This is a genomic window from Gluconobacter sp. P1D12_c (assembly GCF_018812105.1).
Classification (GTDB): domain Bacteria; phylum Pseudomonadota; class Alphaproteobacteria; order Acetobacterales; family Acetobacteraceae; genus Gluconobacter; species Gluconobacter oxydans_A.
Map to the genome: position 1 here is coordinate 203,699 of NZ_JACSIQ010000005.1, position 18,929 is coordinate 222,627.

Here is an 18,929-nt window from a genome sequence, read left to right on the forward strand (position 1 = left end):
AGGACTGCAAGAGCCTGCCCATTAAATCAAGACCCCTCCAGTACACGATCCAGAAGCTCATCTGGAAGAACCATCACAGAGGGCCCCTCCGTCCAGACCAGCGAACAGTGAATGGCAAAATCGGGGTGCAGTTGCTGGAGAACCGCCCGGTAGGCCGCCATCTGCCTCACATAGACCACGGGTGTGCGCTCAACGCGAATCGGTGGAGTACGGTTCGTTTTGTAATCGCAGATCCAGATTTCTCCGTCCCCGATCCACAGACGATCCACCTGCCCCAGAACCACGCGCCCCTCACTGATGCCCGAAATCGGCTGTTCTGCCCTGCTGCCTGCCTGAAACAGAGGTGCGAGATCCGGATGATGCAGGACGCCCATGACCTGATCCGTCAGACGCTCGACCTCGTTCTCTGTCAGCCCGAGCGCAGGTCTGGAAAGCCAACGGGTTGCGAGTGCAAGCCGGTCTTCGGAAGGCGTTTCCGGCAGAAGCTGAAGCAGGCGATGGATCATCGTGCCGCGCCGCATGGCTTGTTCCCGAACAGGCTTTGGCCTCCCCGCCAGAAGTTCCAGCGGAGAGCGGGCTGCGGGCACTTCGCCAAACTCCGCGCCATCCGGCCGGCTTGGCGCCAGAGGCCGGGTCATGGCGTCTTCCGTCGGCGCAACATCCGCGCGCCACTCGGGCGCACGGCCTAGCCAGACCGGCAAATCCAGCATGGGCGCGACGATCTGCGGCGCGGCATCGGGCGCGGGAGCCACACTTCGCTCTTCTTCCAGAACTAGACGGTCTCCGTCCCACCCAAGTCCCAGTTGTTCGGATCGCGCATTGGCGAGCGTTTCGAACCCGGCCTGACACTGACGATACCAGCTCGTGTCGTCCGGCTGACGTTTCGTGGAGACTCCGCAGATCACCAGCCAGTCACTGGCGCGCGTCAGGGCCACATAGAGCAAACGGTTGTTTTCCGCCCGCGCCTTCTCCGCATCCCGGGCAGACAAGGCCGTCGTGACATCCGTTCCGGCATCTTTCTTCGGCACCCAGATCGGAAGGTCCAGCCCGGCGGCTTCTTCCCACAGGAAATCCCCACTGGCTGGCGCACGGGACAACGTATCCGGCATCACGACCAAACGAGCCTGCAAGCCCTTCGATCCATGCACGGTCATGACGCGGACAGCCCCGGTCTCGCTTTCCGCTTCGCGCTTGCTGGTGATCTCGCTAGCTTCCAGCCAATGCAGAAACCCCTGAAGCGAAGGGGGGTGCAATCCTTCGTAGCGCAGGGCGGCGGTCAGCAGTTCATCCACCGGTTCAGCCGCTTCCGGCCCTAGACGACGCAGCAGTCTTGTGCGCCCGCCATGCGGGCCCAGCGCTTCGGCCAGCAGGCGGTACGGCGTGGCATAGTCCACCCGAGCATAAAGCGCAGACAGCATGGCCCATGCCGCCTGCCACTCCGCACGCTCCCGATGACGTTCCCGCAGAACAGTCCAGAGCGGCTGGCCTTTCGGGCCAAGGGCGTGGGCGCGACCATCTTTTGTCGCCAGCGCCATCAGGGAGTCATCGCTCAGCCCACCAAGTGGGGAGGTCAGAACCGCCGCTAATGTCAGATCGTCCTGTGGCAGAAGCAGTGCGGCACAGAGCGTCATAAGGTCGCGCACGGCCACCTGCTGCGTCAGACCGACGCGCACCAGTGTCGCCACTGGCACATTTCGCGATTTTAGTGCCCGGATCAAAGACCGCAGGAAGGACGACCGGCGCGGCACGAGAATCAGAACATCGCCCGCTTTCAAAGGCGCCTGTCCCCGTTGCGGCGAACGACCAATCTGTTGATCAATCCACCCGGCGAGCGCCTCCGCCAGACGCTGCGGTGCACTGCGCTGGCCTGTATTGGCTTTCGGAGCCTGCCAGGGGGTCAGACCTTCATCATCGTCCTCGCCTTCCAACACCGGAACGAGCGGCCAGAGTTCAACACGCCCACCCTGCCCCGGACGCGCAGATACATGGGGAAGAAGTGTCTCCTGCCCCTGCTCCAGCAGGCCATGTGCGGCATTCGGCTGAGAAAAGACCGCATCGACGAAAGACAGAACGGGCGTGACGGAGCGGAACGAGACGTTCAGATCCGGGTCACGCCACGACAGACCCGCATTCTGAACGCGACGGGCAAACTCGGCTCTCCAGCTATGGAACTGTTCAGGATCAGCGCCCTGAAATCCGTAAATGGACTGTTTGTAGTCGCCCACCGCGAACACGGTGCGGGGTCTCGGCCCCTGCTCCCATGCGCCCTCACCGGAAAAGAACTCGGATGTCAGAGCTCCAGCGATCTCCCACTGAAGGCCCGAATTGTCCTGCACCTCATCCAGCAGAAGATGGTCGATACCGCCATCCAGCTTGTACAGCACCCAGGCCGCACCCGGATCTTCCAGCAGGTTTCGCGTTTCCTGAATGAGATCGTTGTAATCCACCAGTCCACGCGCGGCCTTGCCCTCGCGGAAGCTGGACAGCATTGGCGCAGCAAGGGACAGAAGTGCGCGATTCAGTGAGAGAAGCACGGCGCGCTTGATGCTCTCTGTTAGATCGAGGAGGCGCTGGCCTTCCTCTTCCAGCAGCGGCACGATTTCAGGAACGGCATCCTGTGCTTTCTTGCTGATGATGCGGTTCATCTGCCGCACGGTGCCCTTGTCCGTGAGCAGACATTTGCTCCAGACGGGTGCGGAACGGTCTTCAATCTGTGTCCCGAGCCACAGGAGCATCTGCTCCACAGTCGGCTTCGCAGCGGCCGTGACAACGCCAAGCGCCGCCTGAAGTCCGGCCCGCAATTCCGCCTCCTTGCGAGGCTTACAGATCAACCCTTCCAGATCCGACGCCGCCTCCTGCCCGGCTTTCAGGGCCGCCCGATAGGCGCTCAGCACAGCGTCCGGCAGCATCTGCCAACGGTCCAGCAGGGGACGAATGCGGCTTTCTTCCATGTTCAAAGCGCGTATCCGCTGGAAGAACCGGTCGATCCCGATGGTCCCCGCCACTTCGGCCACGATTTTCGGAGCCTTGGCGAGCTCGTCTTCCATCGCCTCACGCAAAGCCAGCGTCGTATCCGTATCTTCCATCAGGGTGAAATGCGGATCAACGGAGGCTTCAAGGGGGAAGCGCCGCAGAAGAGACTGACAGAACGCATGGATCGTCTCGATCCGCAGACCGCCCGGCAGGTCCAGAACCTTCAGGAACAGCGCACGGGCCGCACGACGTGTCTCATCCGTATTGGGGACACGCAGTTTCTCAAGTTCCCGGCCCAGACGCTCATCCGGGAGCGACACCCATTCACCAAGCCGGGACTGGAGACGATTGGCCATCTCCGCAGCGGCGGCCTTGGTGTAGGTCAGGCACAAGATACGGGACGGGTTTGCCCCTTCGACCAACACAATCGACCCATCATCTGCTTCTACTTCAAGGGGCAGCATCAGACGAAGAAGACGATCAATCAGCAGCTTGGTCTTGCCCGATCCAGCAGACGCGGACACGAAGACGGACGCCATCGGATCAGACGCAGCAAGCTGTGTGCGATCGGCTTCAGCAATAACGTCAGCGCGGTTGCCGGTCTCGCTCATGAATCGTCTCCTTCCGCATAGGCCGCGCGCCATTCATCCACCCGCGCCAACTGCGCGTAATCCGTGTAGCGCGGCACATGACCGGCCCAGGGCTGGGAGCGATAGGGCTGATCGGGCTGGTCATACTCATCAATGAGGCCACGCAGTTTTTCCATAGCCTCACTAATCAGGGCAGCCGCATCAAGGCTGGATTTCCGGCTTGGAACTTCGCTCTCTTTCCCCGGATCATCGCCGCCTGTCAGATGCCAGTACAGAAGCTGTTGCGTTTCGGCAGCCGGAACGCCCTCAAAAGCACCTTTGGCCAGCAATGCCCCTTCCAGAACAAGCTGAACGGACCATCCACCCTCTACCGCTTTGCCTGTTGGCGGAGAGCCGGTCTTGTAATCGAAAATCGTCGCCTTGCCGTCTTCATCAACGTCAATGCGGTCTGCCCTCCCGCGTAGCTCAAAGGGTGCGCGTGCAGCTTCGATCTTGAACGACGCAGACACTTCCATATGCCGTGCGACGGCGTGTTCCTGTTCTCGACGGGTGCGCTCCTGTATGGCGACCCAGTCTGCGATGCGCGCCAGCCTTGGGCTCCACCAACTGACCAGCGCAGGTCGCATATTGGCCTTGGCCAGTTCTTCCGCGAAGGCACGCTTCAGGGATGCGGCCACATTCTGCGGCCAGCGATCCGGATAGTCTTTGAGAACGCGATCCATAGCCTCATGCACGATCATGCCGAAATCAGCATGTTCAGCGCCCTCTTCAAGCGGCTTGAGCGCCTTCAGCTTCAAAACATGCTTGGCGTAAATGGCATACGGGTCCTGCATCCACGTCTCGATCTCCGTGATGCTCAAACGACGCGGACGGAGTGCCACAGGAGGCCTTGGCTCTGGAGGCGCCACCGTTTCCGCACCATCCAGCGGCTGATCCATCGCCTTTTGCCATTCGAGGGCGGGATGCACAGGCAATCTCTGCCCACGCCCCCCCAGAAACGCCTCCATCCGCACCATCCAGCGTGCTGGCACACCCGGTGCGCCATCCCGTCGGGCGGAACTGGAAAACACAACCTCTCCAGCGGCCAGAGCTGTTGAGACGAAATCATGAGCGCTGATGCCGATCTGCCGCTCAGGAGACGGCAGACCAACACGCGCCCGCATCGGGCGGCTCAACCATGGTCCCGGATCAGTCGCAGGCGGCCAGACCGTCTCGTTCAATCCACCCAGAACAACCACATCGAACGCCAACAGACGCGCTTCGAGCACACCGAGAATGGTGACACGTGGATGGGCCAGTTCCACACCGCCCCGATGCGCGCGCAGGCCCGTCAGCATCTGCCCGGCCATGGACGTGTTCAGGAATGAATCCAGATGCGCCAACCTTTGCGATGGCAGGATGCCGGTATGCTGGATTAAAGCGGCCAAGTGGCGGGATAGCGCCTCACCATCATCCCCCATCCAGAGACGGCCACCCGGATGCAGTCCTTCTTCGGGCTCTGCGGTCAGTTCTGTTTCGGTCGTCGCTAAGGCTTCGGCGGTATGAATCAAGGCTTCCAGCAATTCAGGGAGCGGAACCGCACCAGACAGGCCAAGCAAAGGCTCGAAAGCGGCTTCAATCCGGGCGATGAATGCCGCTGGCCCTTCCGGCTCATCAGGAGCATCTGCGCTGGCACCATTGTCCGGGTCACGCTGGTTCTGGATATACGTCTCAAGCGCCGCTTTAAGACCTGCGATACCGGGTGCAGGAGCGGGTCCACGCAGCAACAAACGCTCCAGCCGACGGGCCGAGGCGTGACAGTTACCTGGTGTTCGCCCAAGCGACGCTAAAGGGTGCTTCAGAACAGAAAGCAGAGCCACCGGGGAAAGCTGGGCCTCGGCTGCCGTGGCGATCAGACGCAGGAAGACTGCGGCTGGCGTCTGCGCCAGAGGCTCACCAGCACTGTCATCAGCATAAATCCCGAACCGCAGAAGCTCGGTCCCGACACGCTGAGCAAGGCTACGATCTGGCGTCACAAGTGCACAGGTCTGGCCGGGGACGGACACCACATTACGAAGGATCAGCGCGATGGACTGCGCTTCCTGCTGCTGATCCTGTGCAGGCAACAGGGACAGGCCAGAAATATTCCGCGGGTTCAGATCCCGCCCCCAGGCCGTAATCCCCTGTTCCGGCAGCATAACGCCACGCATCAGGCGCTCTCTGGCCCGGTCCCTGCCGCCGTCCCAATCCGTAAGATCGTCGCGTGTCAGCCCCAAATCCGTAAGAATTTCCCTGAGCCCCGCCTGTGGGTGTGACGCAGGCAGCGCGTCCCACATTGCCTGAGGCAGGTCCAGATCAACCCCCGGAAGGATCACCAGCCCAGCCGGTAACGTCGCAACCGCCGCCAGCACATCTGACACCGCTGCGGACCCATCTGCGAACCCGACCGCCCAAACTGGCGTGTGGGGAGGAACCTGCCGCCACGCCGCTGCCTGCGCTTTCAGACGCGCGACCTGACGGGCGACGGGGTTCGACAAACCTTCTTCTTCCAGCCATTTCGGCCAGATGGTCGTAACGATTTCCAGAAATTTCAGCGTCTGCTGCCAGTGTTCTGAAAAGCGTTCCTCCACAGCGTCCGGCAGGCTTTTCGCCAGATCGACCCCACTCCGCTCTGCCTCATCCATAAGGTCCGCCAGAGCCTTGGCGAGAGGCCATGCCCGGTCAATACCCTTGGTCTTGTCCACCCCGACACTGACAATAGGCGTTTGCAGGATCAGCATGGACAGAACAGCCAGCCGTCTCTGTGGCTCAACAGCCGGAGGCAACGAGACATCAATTCCAATGGAGGCCAGCGCCTCCTCGTCCACATCATTAATTGCAACGATGCGCGGCAGGAGGGATGCCTTGCCATCCAGCACGCGCAGGAACGCTTCCATCAACGCACGCCCGGCACGACGGCTCGGCACGAGCAGCAGGCCCGGACCATCCGTTCCAGCAGCGGGGTCCTGTTTCAGCCATTCATGAGCAACCCGATCCAGAAACGGCTCGGTACCGGCAATCGTCACAACGGTCATAGCGCAATCCCGCTCATGCGCTCGTCCGGCCAGCCGGTTAGCTCTGCAAACCGTTCGTCTTCTGTCGCCCCCGAGGTGAGCGTCAGATGCAGTGCATTGGCAGGGAGGAGATCTTCAGCGCGCTCTGGCCATTCCACCAGCATGATGCCTTCACAGGCTTCATCCCAGGCCAGTTCATACAGCGCATCAGGCCCATCCAGCCGCCATAGATCATAGTGAAAAACCGGCCCGGCGTCGGTGTCGTAAGGCTGAACCAGCGCGAAACTCGGGCTTGGAACTTCCATCTGCGGATCACGGGCCAGAACCCGCAGAAATGCCCGCGCGAAGGTGGTTTTCCCGGCCCCCAGACCGCCTGACAGGGCAATGCAATCGCCCGGAGCGCACAGCCCGGCGATTCGGGCAGCGAGATGTTCGGTCGAGGACTGATCGGGAAGACGTATCTGCATCCCCGCAATGTGACGCCGCACGCGTCATCCATCAAGCGGTGGATGTTCTGGTTTCTGACAACAGGACATTGTTCTTCACAAGCATAAAATTTGACACAAAACGAAATAAAGTGAACGTTTTGTGATTATTTGAAAATTTTAAACAATCCTTGTTGACTCTTTATTACATACACAGAGAAATGGTTTTTAACTTTTCAGTAACCATTCTGAACAAGACCATTCCAATCAAGGTATTTACCGATGGCATCCAATCTCCTGATCAATGAGTTCATGTTCAACCCAAGTGCATCGGGAGATCCGAACGAATTCATTGAAGTCAAAGGGGACGCCGACACAGATTACAGTGAATGGTCACTGATCGTTGTTGATGGTGACGGCAGCGTCGCGGGCAAAATTGACAACGTTTTTCAACTCGGGACGACCAACAGCGCTGGCTACTGGGTCACGCCATACCAGACGAATGCTTTGCAGAACGGCACGCAAACTGTCCTTTTGGTCAAGAATTTCACCGGCAAGGCTGGCGATGATCTCGATACCGCCAATGGTGGGACGTTCACCTCCACGCCCTGGTCTGAAATTGGAGATACCATTGCCGTTTCAGACGGTGGCAGCTGTGATCCGACCTATGCTGGCGCTCCGGTTCTGACGGGAAAGCTGATTGCCGGCGCCTCTCGTATTCCTGATGGAACGGACACAAACAGCGCCTCCGACTGGGCAATTGATGACCCATCACTGGCTGGTATCGAAGGCTACGGAACCACTGCCGCTGCGGGAACGGTTCTGGTCACACCGGGAGCCGCCAATGACGGGAGCGCTACAGGCGGTTCAGGAACAGGCACCAACACAGGTGGTTCTGATACCGGCACGGGAGGTTCTTCGGGCTCCGATACCGGGAGTGGCACGGGTACTGGCACCGGATCGGAAACAGGCGGAAGCTCATCTGGCGGAACCAACACCACGCCCCAGACCCTGACAATCCAGCAGATCAATGGCGTCGGCTATTACAGCCCGTATGCAGGCACCAGCGTCACGACCACTGGCGTCGTCACGGCAATCGATACGAATGGCAGCATCGGCTTCTGGGTTCAGCAGGCCAGCAAAGACAAGGACAGCATCGGCAGCACGGGCATCTTTGTCTATGCGGGCAAGACAGCCACCCTTCCGACCGTGGGTGAAACCGTTACCATCACCGGGACCGTCACGAACTATTCCGGTACCTCCTGGAGCAAATCTCTCACACTGCCAGAGATCAATCTGGTCTCTTACACCGATACGGGCGCGACCTACGCAGAGATTGCTCCGACGGTCATTGGTCAGGGTGGCCTGACGGTTCCAGCCGCATCTTACCTCGGGGACCTTGAGCAGGCGATCGATCTTAACAAGAGCACGGCGTCTCTCAGCCCGGATACGAACGCTCTTGATTTCTACCGTAACCTCATCGGTCAGGTCATTACCCTGCATGATGTCGTGGCCACCGGCGCCACCGCGTCCAACGCCACATGGGTCGTGCCTGATAATGGTAATGGCCTCCTGACGCCCACCGGTGCACTTCAGAGCACCGAGAGCAGCATCAACACCCAGCGCGTCGAAATCTATTACGACAGCGGTGTCACCCCTGGTTCTGCCATCAGTGCCGAAGTGGGAGACAAGCTTGGCGATATCACGGGTGTTCTGACCTATTACAACGGCGTTTATGAGCTGATCCCGACCACACAGGTCACGGTCATTCACACGGAAACGCCTGCGCCGGTCACGACCTTCCATAAGGACGAGCAGAATCTTCTCGTCAGTGACTATAATATCGAGAATTTCAACGCTCTTGATCCGGCCAATGCGGACCGTCTGGCGCAGGTTGCCAAGATCATCGTGCAGAACCTCGACAACCCGGACGTTCTGGCTATCCAGGAAATCCAGGACGACAGCGGCACAACCAGCGACGGTACGGTCAGCGCCGAGCAAAACCTCGCAGCGCTGGTCAAGGCAATCGCAGATGCAGGCGGCCCAACGTATTCCTGGGCTCAGGTTGATCCTGCCAATAACACGCAGGGCGGCGTCACGGGCGGCAACATCCGTAGCGTGTTCCTGTACAACGCAGACCGCGTCACGCTGAAAGAACCCGTTACCACCATTGGCAGTGAGGAACTGAGCGGCACGTTCAAGAATACCCGCCTGCCACTGGTTGGAACCTTCGAGTTCAACGGGAAGGACGTCACGCTCATCAACGTGCATCTGTCCTCCCAGGCTGGAAGTTCGGAACTGTATGGCGCAACCCAGCCCCCGGTAAACCATGGCGGCACGACGGCGACGGTTAACAACCGTATCGCGCAGGCCCAGTACATCACGAACTACGTCCAGAACCAGCTTTCGAGCGATCCAACCGCCAAGATCGGCATCCTCGGAGACTTCAATGACGTGGCGTGGAGCGACGCCAATCAGGTCTATGCCAACGCTGGCCTGACGGACATGGAAACCAAGGAAGACGCGAGCAACCGCTACACCTATATTTATGAAGGTAACGCTCAATCGCTCGATCACACCATCGGCACGGACGGGTTTGCCAATGCGGGCCAGTTCCAGACCCTGCATATCAACACAGGGCAATTGGATGGTGAATCGGATCACGATCCGTCCCTGACCCTGCTGGAAATGACGGACTACAGCGCCACAAGTGGCGCAGCTCTGTCCGATGTTGCTTTGACGAACAGTCAGACCGCTGCCGTTCACAGCGGAAGCACAGCCTCGAACATCAGCGTTGGTGATGGTAGCCGTCTGGCGCTCTATGCAGGCAGCACGACCCGGAATCTCCATCTTGCCAGTGGTGCAAAAGTGGATCTGCCGGAACTCGCCTGGTCCAGCAGCACAACAGCAACCCTCACCGATCCTTCCACGCTGGAAATTTCCAACGGTACAGACACCTATACGATTGCTCTCGACAGCGATTACGCCGCCGATTTCTTCACGGTTCAGTCTGATAGCACAGGTGGCACACTGCTCCTCGCCGAAGGGACGCCGTGCTATTGCCGTGGCACGCTCATCCTGACGAACCGCGGGGAAATTCCCGTCGAGCAGCTTGAAATCGGTGATCTGGTTCAGACCCGCTCGAACGGTCTGCGGGCTATTCACTGGATCGGTCGCCGCAGCTATTCGGGTACGTTCGCCAATGGCAACCGCGACATCCTGCCAGTCATTTTCCGGAGCGGCTCTCTGGGCAACAATCTGCCCCAGCAGGACCTGTCCGTTTCGCCGCTCCACGCCATGTATCTGGACGGCGTCCTGATCCCTGCAGTCGCTCTGGTCAATGGCACGAGCATCCTTCAGGCAGAACGCATGGATGAGGTGGCTTATTTCCACATTGAGCTGGAAAGCCACGACGTCATCTTCGCGAACGGTGCAGAATCTGAAACCTTTGTAGACGACAGCTCTCGCGGCATGTTCCACAATGCCTCTGAGTATGATGCGCTCTATCCTGCAGCAGCGCAGGCTCAAGCCCGCTATTGTGCGCCGCGTGTTGAAGAAGGCGCTCAGCTGGCCACCATCCGGACACGCCTGAACGCTCTTTCGACGAAAACACGTGTGGCAACGGGCGCTCTGGAAGGCTTCCTGGACGTCGTAACCCACACCCATATCGAAGGATGGGCGCGCGTTCCGGGCAGCACTGACGCCGTTCGTCTTCAGATTCTTGATAATGGGGTTGTTCTCGGCGAAGTCACCACTGCAACGGCAAGGCCAGATGTTGGCGGAGCCTGTGGCTTCCGATTTGAAATTCCAGGCGGTCTGTCTCCGCTGGATCGTCACGTTCTGGAAATACGCCGCGCTACCGATCACGCTCCTCTGGGCAACACGCCCTGGATGATGGACCAGATGGAGCAGAAAATTCCACAGGCCGTTCTGGCACCGTCGCCAGTGGCCCCTCTGGATGGCTTCATCGACATCGCTACACGCAATCGCATCTCCGGCTGGGCGACGAACCCTGCTAACCCCGAAGATGGCGTGACGCTGCAGATCGTCGATAACGGTGTGGTTCTCGCTTCCATCGTGGCAAACGGTCGTCGCCCCGATGTTGCCCAGAGCGGACGGCCCCTGCTCTGCGGCTTCGATGTGATCCTGCCCGGCGGCCTCTCCCCCCTCACACGCCATGTTCTGGAAGTGCGTCGGGAAGAGGACGGTGCACTTCTGGGCACGCCACAGGTTCTGGAACCCGTAACGGCCTTCGACGCGGATATGGAGCAGACTGTAGCCCGCGCTGTGTCTGCTGCCGCTGACGAACAGTCCGGCGATCAGGTTCTGTCCTTCCTCCTCGGACAGGTGGAAAAACTCCGACAGTCCCGTGCGCTGGCCGTAAGTGGTCTGGCAGAACAGTCTCTTCATGCCACGCGCCGTCGCCGGGGAATGCCCACGAAGGCCACCACGCAACGCAAGCGCGCACTCGTCATTGACAGTCTTCGCCCCGATGCCAAGCGGGATGCAGGGTCGCAGGCGATCCTGTCTCACATGATGGCCCTCGAAACTCTGGGATATGACGTCTGTTTCGTAGCCGCTGACCAAATGGACATGACCGCACCTCTGGACTCACTGCCGAGTGTAAAGGTGCAGGGACTTCCGTTCTTTGCGTCCGTCGAAGACGTTCTGCGCCGCCAGTTGAACAGCTTCGACGTCGTGTATCTGCATCGTGAAGACATCGCGACGCGCTACATGGCACTCGTCCGCCGCAACCAGCAGAAAGCCTACGTCCTCTACAGCGTCGCAGACCTTCACTTCCTGCGTCTGGCACGTCAGGCTGCAGTGCAGGGCCGACCGGAACTGATGGCGAAAGCCAATCAGGTTCGGGTGGCGGAATACCGGGCAGCTCTTCAGGCGGATGCTGTCCTGACGCATTCTGAAGCAGAAGCGGCCCAGCTTCGGAAAGATCTGCCGCAAGCCATCGTACATGTAGTTCCATGGGCAACACCTGCGGCGAGCACATCGTGCAGAAGCCACGACAGAAACGGCCTACTGTTCATTGGTAACTACGCACATGCCCCAAACAGCGATGCCGTGCAGTGGCTGGTGCATGACATCATGCCCGCAGTGTGGGCCATGGATCCGACCATTACCTGCACTCTGGTTGGGGCAGAGATGCCAGACAGCATCCATGCTCTGGCCAGCGATCGCATCCGGGTTCTTGGTCATGTCCAGAACCTGGACAGCGTGCTGAATCAGGCGCGCCTCAGTGTCGCTCCTCTCCGGTTCGGGGCAGGCATCAAGGGTAAGGTGCTGGAAAGCCTGTCTGCGGGCGTGCCCTGCATCATGACGCCCGTGGCCGCAGAAGGACTGGCGCTTCCGGGAAGTCTGCGTGGCCTCGTCCAGTCCACCACCCAAGACATGGCCCAACAGATTGTGGCGCTGCACTCCGCCAAAACTCTGTCTGGCATCATTGAATCCGGACAGACATACACCAGCACCACATTCTCTGAAGACGCCGTGACAACGGCATTGGGAATGGCGCTTGAGCGGAAAGTAATGCTTCAGGCAGCAAGCTGAAGAAAAAAGTCAGGACTGATCCAGGAGAGCCATCCATCGATCCATGATAGGGCCTTCCTGAAATTCCAGTGCTTTAAGGCGGGCCATGTCTGACATGGCCCGCCTTTTTTTATTCTGCTCCATCAGAGTCAGAAGAGCTTCAGCAAGTCCGATATAATCCTCTGGTGGCACGAGGATTCCTGTTTCCCCTGGCACAACCACGTCCGCTGGGCCTGTTTCACAATCGAAAGCCACCACCGGCAATCCCGCTGAGGCAGCCTCAAGCAGAACCATCGGCAGCCCTTCGTAGCGCGATGAGCACACGTAGAGCGCGGCCTGCCGGTAATCGTCATCAAGATGAGGGGTCGCGGGTGCAATCGTCACGCGCTTCAGGCACGCCGCCTGTTGCAGAAGCATGAGCCGTTCCGGTCCGTCTCCACGAATAAGCAGACACCAGCCTGCTCCGCGTTGATCGGCTTCTATAATCGCCCAGGCTTTCAGAAGGAGATCATAGCCTTTCTGAGCGGTCAGCCGACCTGCCATCAGAACAAGACGAGAAGTCTGCGCATAAGCTGTCTGCCAGACCGGGGGGGCCATATTCGGAATAACTGACAGAGCTGCTTTGAGGTGGATTCCTGCCTGCCAGAGCGCTTTGTCACGCGCTGTCAGAACCACCACATCATCAGCCCATCGTGCCGCAATCTGCCGCCCCCAGACCCGTTTGCGACGCCCCAGCGCAATGTTGAAATTGAAGTGCTCCCACACGATGCACCGACACCCGCCCAGACGAGCCGCAGCCACGCCATACAAGGCATGTGTGGCTTCCACGACAATCAGTGTGTCGATGCGGTGACGCTTCAGATAGCGCACCAGTTTCCCAACAATCCGTGGCCAGGAGTTGAAAATTTTTACCGGCTTTTCAAACAGGGATTTTACGGGAATTCTGTCATCCAGCGGAAAGACGGGCGGGCCGTTTCCCACCAGTTCTAGCAGATGAACCGTCACATCCCGCTGAACAAGCCCGTTCATCACCGCGCAGGCAGAGCGCTCGGTTCCGCCTGTTGCATTAATATGTTGGATGACAAAGGCGCACCGCATGCGGGATGGTCTACCCCATTCAACTCAAAACGCCTAAGAAACAGATATGACGATTTCACCTCAAACCCTCTCCACCGACGTCGCAATTGTTGGCGCCGGTCCGACCGCCCTCTTCGCAGCCTTTGAATGCGGAATGCTCAAACTGAGCTGCGTCCTGATTGACGCGCTCGATAGCATTGGTGGCCAGTGTGCGGCGCTGTATCCGGAAAAGCCGATTTATGACATTCCGGCGCACCCTTCCATTGAGGGCGGCGCACTCATCGAAGCGCTGGATCAGCAGATTGCGCCGTTCGACGTTCCCCGTCTGCTTGGCTCCCGCGTGGAAACCCTGACGGGCCACCGTGGAGACTTCACGCTCACCACAGCACGTGGTGATACCGTGAAAGCCAAGGCTGTCATCATCGCCGCTGGTGCCGGCGCATTCGGTCCGAACCGTCCACCGCTAGACGGACTGGAAGCGTACGAGCGCACAGGGGCAGTTCAGTACTACGTCAAGAAGCGTGCTGATTTCGTCGGCAAGAAAATTGTCGTTGCCGGTGGTGGCGATTCTGCTCTGGATTGGGCGCTGTCGCTTTCAGATGTTGCGGAGCACATTTATCTGTTGCATCGCCGAGACCGCTTCCGCGGTGCCCCGGAGACACTGTCCCGCATCGACGATCAGATCAAAGCGGGCCGTATTGAGAAGGTTGTCCCTTACCAGCTTCATGCGCTGCACGGTACGGACGGCCAGCTTTCTGCTGTGGAAGTCACCACTCTGGCTGGCGAATCCCGCCATCTGGACGCTGATACGCTCCTGCCGTTCTATGGTCTTTCCACGGATCTCGGCCCGATCGCGCTTTGGGGCCTAGACACGCATCGCAACACGGTTCCGGTCACCCCGGCGACGTTGGAGAGCAGCACACCGGGCATTTTCGCCATCGGTGACGTGGCAACCTATCCTGGTAAGCTTAAATTAATTCTTCAGGGATTTTCTGAAGGTGCGATGGCAGTTCATGCCATTCACGCCATAGTTCATCCGGATACAGCCCTGCACTTCGAATATTCCACCAGCAAGGGCGTTCCGGGCTGAAAACCCGGGGGTAGACAACCGTTTCGGCTGGTGCTGATCTGATCGGTACCAAATCGAAAATACGGTTTTCTACCAATCGGAAAGCAGCAGAACTGTCATGAAAATCATCGTCATGGGTGCCGGCGTCATCGGCGTGACAACCGCCTGGTATCTTGCTCAGGAAGGTCATGAAGTTGAGGTTATTGACCGGCAGCCGGGCGTGGGACTTGAAACGTCCTTCGCCAACGCCGGTCAGGTCTCCCCTGGTTACTCGACACCATGGGCCATGCCGGGTCTGCCGTTCAAAGTCGCCAAATGGATGACCAGCAAACACAGCCCGCTGATCATCCGCCCGCGCTTCGATACGGCCATGTTCCGATTCATGGGCGAGCTGCTCGCGAACTGTTCGGAAAAAGCATACGATATTAACAAAAGCCGTATGCTTCGGATTGCGGAGTATGCCCGCGATAAAATCGACGCCCTCCGCGACGAAACCGGCATCACGTATGACGGTGACCAAAAGGGTCTGATCCAGCTTTTCCGGACGGATGCCCAGGTCGAACACGCAGCCGAAGACATGCGCCTTCTGGCAGAAAGCGGCGTGGATCATCAGCTTCTGAACGTCGATGAAATCATTGCTCATGAGCCGGGTCTGGCCCATGCCCGCCATCGCCTGCGCGGTGGCCTCCGCCTTCCGGGCGACCAGACGGGTGATGCGCATCTCTTCACACGTCGTCTCGCTGCCATGGCCGAGCAGAAGGGTGTGAAGTTCCGTCTTGGCACCACGATTGAAGCCATCGAAGCGGCTGACAAATCCATTGTGAGCATTCGTACCAGCGCTGGCCGCCTGACAGCAGATGCGTATGTACTGGCTCTTGGCAGCTACTCCCCGCGCCTGATGAAGCCGCTGGAGCTGCGTCTGCCAATTTATCCGGTCAAGGGTTACTCCCTGACCATGCCAATCACAGATGAGAGCCGTGCGCCGGTATCCACGGTGAATGATGAAACCTACAAGGTTGCCATCACCCGCCTCGGGGATCGCATCCGCATTGGCGGCACAGCCGAACTGACTGGCTTCAGCCTGCGCCTGAGCCCGGACCGTCGTGAAACGCTCGAACTATCCTTCAACGAGATGTACGGCGGCGGCGACCTCTCTGCTGCACGTTACTGGACCGGCCTGCGTCCCTGCACGCCAGATGGCACACCCATCGTCGGGCCAGCTCCGCGCTACGGCAATCTATGGCTTAACACCGGTCACGGCACGCTTGGCTGGACGATGGCAGCGGGCTCCGGTCAGATCGTTGCAGACCAGATCTCCGGCCGACAGACGGCCATCCCGTCACTGGATCTCTCTCTCGATCGCTATCTGTAAAACGATGCTGCTATCAGCTTTATAAAGGCTGATAGCAGCGTTCATTCTCTGGCGGACCGATCTGACGTGATCTGCCAGAACCAACTTTCAGCTATACTCTTCCGCTCAGGCGGACAGAAAAGCCTGAACGTCTTCTGCGGACACTGTGCCTTCGTGCTCAAGCAGCTCCTGCTTGCCACCAACATGATGGGGCATCACCATCAACGGCGTTCCGTCATCCATGAAGCGAATACGCAACGTCTCCCAATCTGGTGCTACAAACTGCTTGTAAGCCTGCACTAAAGCGCATTGGTCGATACACCAGTTGGTCGGATTATCCGGATTGTAGGCAATTTGAAGATAATTATGCAGGAAACGGGCGATGTCGGGCACTTTCTCCGCCTTCCCAAAGTAGGAGATGCCAGCCCCAAAACCCCACGGCTCTCCAAAAAACTGATGCCCTGCCTTATCGTAAGCATAAAGGCGGAAGCCATAATCTGCCGTGGCTTTCATCTCTTCCCAGAGTGTCAAAAAGTCTGAAGGGAAGTAGCCATCGCAGTCTGCGGTAATAACCGGGCAACTCCAGCGCTCGGCAATTTCAGGAAAAATCAGGTATCGAATGGCCGTATAGGTTGCACCGTCACGGTAGGTCAGCGGGCCATGCGCGAAGGTGAAATCAAGCCCATAATCATGCACTGACAAGGCACTGACCATTTCTTCCAACCAGTCCAACTGTTCATTCGTCGGGCTATCGATACCCAGACAGAGCCGGATGCGGCCACCCTTCGATCGGGCCATGCACACTTTCAGCAAAGACAGGACTAGCTTGGGAATGAACTGGAAGTATCCAGTATCACAGCCGAAAACCAGACAAAGCTCTGGCTGAACGTCCTCCTGACCCGAAAGAACACTGGACTTCCAAGTCCATCCCGAGGTTCCAAGACGGTCTTCCACGACTTTGTTTTCAAGGCCAAAAACCTCAGCTTCAGGCAACCAGGAAAACACACCGCAATTATAGTGGATTGGCATGATCCCGGTTTTGATGGCTTGGGTCTTGGCCTTGCCATAATGCCTGTCTGCGGCAGATCGATCCCCGGACAGCCACGCGTCATGCCCCAAACAAATCTCGCTCCAGTAACGGATGCCATTACATGTCTGCTCATGCCGCAAAAGCGCCAAGCCACGGTCTCGGCCTTTACTGAAACAGGACTGCTCAAACATCAGACTGTAGGCCTGCACCACATCCTGATTATTTGTTGTGGCCATTTTCTGGGGGAGCATCAGGGAATCAAAAAGGGGATCGAAACAACTTCCTGAAACCTGTTGCATCAGTTCTGGGAGCAGAAGAAGCATGTTCTCTCCCTCTGCCATTCTGGTCTCAAGATACCCAAATTGCTTGAGTATGCTCGGATCAGGAAACTGCTGCGCAAGCGCCTGAGACAGGTGCGTTGTCGCGGCGGCATGATCTCCCATCCGCTCCGACAGAATGGCCTGAAAGTAGATGAGATCAGGACGCTCATCATACAGGCGGGCACATTTCAAAAATTCCTGAGCAAAATCCAATCGCCCCTGCTCTGCGCACATCAAAGCCAGATACAGAATATGAATGATTTCATGCGGAGCGACGGAAACTTTAAGAATTTGCCTGTTCAGCCATTCAGTTTCGGACGTTGAATCAGTACCCATGAGACTCTCAGAAAGGGCATTCAACAGTTGAGATAAGACTTTGGACGGGCAAGCTTCCAAGATCCAGACGGTCTCTTCGCCTTCAGTCTCCAAGAGAACGATATCATCTTCTCTCGTGGCCACCAGAGTTTCGAGAGGCCATGCCTGCTCTCCAATTACGAGAGAAAAGTCATGAATGCGCGGAAGGTGCAAAGACCCGTTCCCCATAGACCATCTGCGTGACAGCAGAGCATGAAGGACAGGAATGAGAGATGCCCGGATTGGCAGGAAACTCTCCCAGTCCATGTGATGCCCCGTCCAGTCCAGATCCATGGAGTTCCGGCTGGAGAGAAACTCTGTCCCCATCCTCAGAACGCACAAAGGCCGTGTTGTGTCAGGCTGCGCGCAAAGCACGAGCCCAGACCGGGCAGGTGTCACTTCATAGCCGTCCTCTACCAGAACTGGTGTGACCACTTTTAGCAAGACGTCTGCAAAGGATGCCGTGCAAAGACAGGCATCCCTGCTGGCAAGCAGCGTTCCATGCCAGGACAGAAGATAAGAAGTCATGAAATCCAGATCTGTAAAATTGACGGGATAATAAATCCTGAAAGCAAAAATCCGAAGCAAGCGTACAGTAAAAATAAAAAAAACGGGACCAGCCTGAGCCGATCCCGCCTTCTTCTACTTACCACCCAGCAAAACCGGGTAAGCCGCCATTAGTTGGACGGTGCTGCTTCATCCGTCGTGGAGGCAGCAGCGGCAGCCTTCTTATGCTTCTTGTGGTGGTGCTTCTTGTGATGATGCTTCTTCGTCGTGCTCGTCTTGTCAGACGTTGCAGCATCCGTGGATGCAGCTTCCGGAGCGGCGGCAGGTGCAGCTGGTTCTGCTGGCGCGGCAGGTGCCGTCGGAGCAGGCGTTGCTTCGACCGGAGCAGACACTGGGTCAGCGAAAGCCGGAGCAGCTGTCAGGGCCAGAGCAGAAACGGCGGCGATAAGGGAACGATTGAAAAGGCGCATCTGAGAACGAAGCTCCAGAGAACTGAAAAACGGACCACATTTCAGAAAGATCGAAGTGGCCATGCCTTGAAATTAGCACCAGCGCGCGTCTTCGTCGTGCATTAACTTTATGAAATTTCAGGGGAAGAGAGGCTCCTCTTCGCAAATACGCCTCAATTCCGCCAAAGTCCCGTCGAGGACTTCCTGATTT

The 18,929-nt window shown here is 58.3% G+C and carries 9 protein-coding genes; 3 read left to right on the plus strand and 6 right to left on the minus strand.

Annotation, left to right across the window (positions count from 1 at the left end; genetic code table 11):
- Positions 1-26: 26 nt before the first annotated feature.
- Genes addA through tsaE form a run of 3 tightly spaced genes read right to left on the minus strand, consistent with a single transcriptional unit; the run spans position 27 to position 7,062 of the window.
- Positions 27-3,584 (minus strand): double-strand break repair helicase AddA, encoded by a 3,558-nt coding sequence (addA, locus tag KP705_RS07795; RefSeq protein ID WP_215764264.1) that lies wholly within the window; start codon positions 3,582-3,584, stop codon positions 27-29.
- The gene (addB, locus tag KP705_RS07800) at positions 3,581-6,616 is read right to left on the minus strand and encodes a double-strand break repair protein AddB (protein WP_215764265.1); all 3,036 of its coding nucleotides are present in this window, start codon (positions 6,614-6,616) and stop codon (positions 3,581-3,583) included. Before addB ends, addA begins: the two co-directional genes overlap by 4 nt.
- Positions 6,613-7,062 (minus strand): tRNA (adenosine(37)-N6)-threonylcarbamoyltransferase complex ATPase subunit type 1 TsaE, encoded by a 450-nt coding sequence (tsaE, locus tag KP705_RS07805; protein WP_046900905.1) that lies wholly within the window; start codon positions 7,060-7,062, stop codon positions 6,613-6,615. The genes addB and tsaE overlap by 4 nt, the downstream gene beginning before the upstream one ends.
- A gap of 240 nt (positions 7,063-7,302) precedes the next feature.
- On the opposite strand from tsaE, the gene KP705_RS07810 reads away from it, so the two are divergent.
- A complete protein-coding gene (locus KP705_RS07810) occupies positions 7,303-12,582 on the plus strand; it encodes a Hint domain-containing protein (protein ID WP_215764266.1) in 5,280 nt (1,759 codons plus the stop codon).
- A 9-nt stretch (positions 12,583-12,591) separates the two neighbouring features.
- Here the strand turns inward: KP705_RS07810 and KP705_RS07815 are convergent, their stop codons facing one another.
- Positions 12,592-13,659, minus strand: a complete 1,068-nt coding sequence (locus KP705_RS07815) for a glycosyltransferase family 4 protein (protein ID WP_046900178.1) — start codon at positions 13,657-13,659, stop codon at positions 12,592-12,594.
- A gap of 46 nt (positions 13,660-13,705) precedes the next feature.
- Here KP705_RS07815 and KP705_RS07820 point away from each other — a divergent pair, with 46 nt between their 5' ends.
- Both KP705_RS07820 and KP705_RS07825 read left to right on the plus strand, forming a co-directional pair.
- Positions 13,706-14,728: an NAD(P)/FAD-dependent oxidoreductase gene (locus tag KP705_RS07820; RefSeq protein WP_046900179.1), complete on the plus strand. Its 1,023-nt coding sequence runs from the start codon at positions 13,706-13,708 to the stop codon at positions 14,726-14,728.
- Positions 14,729-14,825: 97 nt separating this feature from the next.
- On the plus strand, positions 14,826-16,079 hold the full coding sequence (locus KP705_RS07825) for a D-amino acid dehydrogenase (protein ID WP_046900180.1): 1,254 nt from the start codon (positions 14,826-14,828) through the stop codon (positions 16,077-16,079).
- Between the two features lie 105 nt (positions 16,080-16,184).
- Here the strand turns inward: KP705_RS07825 and KP705_RS07830 are convergent, their stop codons facing one another.
- Positions 16,185-18,290: a type IV pilus biogenesis/stability protein PilW gene (locus KP705_RS07830; protein WP_046900906.1), complete on the minus strand. Its 2,106-nt coding sequence runs from the start codon at positions 18,288-18,290 to the stop codon at positions 16,185-16,187.
- Between the two features lie 149 nt (positions 18,291-18,439).
- Positions 18,440-18,739: a hypothetical protein gene (locus KP705_RS07835; protein WP_046900907.1), complete on the minus strand. Its 300-nt coding sequence runs from the start codon at positions 18,737-18,739 to the stop codon at positions 18,440-18,442.
- Between the last annotated feature and the right edge of the window lie 190 nt (positions 18,740-18,929).

What these genes read in the sequence shown, in the direction of transcription:
- KP705_RS07810 (WP_215764266.1), top strand. Translation starts at nt 7,303, where the DNA reads ATGGCATCCAATCTCCTGATCAATGAGTTCATGTTCAACCCAAGTGCA.
- KP705_RS07835 (WP_046900907.1), bottom strand. Translation starts at nt 18,739, where the DNA reads ATGCGCCTTTTCAATCGTTCCCTTATCGCCGCCGTTTCTGCTCTGGCC.
- KP705_RS07830 (WP_046900906.1), bottom strand. Translation starts at nt 18,290, where the DNA reads ATGACTTCTTATCTTCTGTCCTGGCATGGAACGCTGCTTGCCAGCAGG.
- addA (WP_215764264.1), bottom strand. Translation starts at nt 3,584, where the DNA reads ATGAGCGAGACCGGCAACCGCGCTGACGTTATTGCTGAAGCCGATCGC.
- KP705_RS07820 (WP_046900179.1), top strand. Translation starts at nt 13,706, where the DNA reads ATGACGATTTCACCTCAAACCCTCTCCACCGACGTCGCAATTGTTGGC.
- KP705_RS07815 (WP_046900178.1), bottom strand. Translation starts at nt 13,659, where the DNA reads ATGCGGTGCGCCTTTGTCATCCAACATATTAATGCAACAGGCGGAACC.
- KP705_RS07825 (WP_046900180.1), top strand. Translation starts at nt 14,826, where the DNA reads ATGAAAATCATCGTCATGGGTGCCGGCGTCATCGGCGTGACAACCGCC.
- addB (WP_215764265.1), bottom strand. Translation starts at nt 6,616, where the DNA reads ATGACCGTTGTGACGATTGCCGGTACCGAGCCGTTTCTGGATCGGGTT.
- tsaE (WP_046900905.1), bottom strand. Translation starts at nt 7,062, where the DNA reads ATGCAGATACGTCTTCCCGATCAGTCCTCGACCGAACATCTCGCTGCC.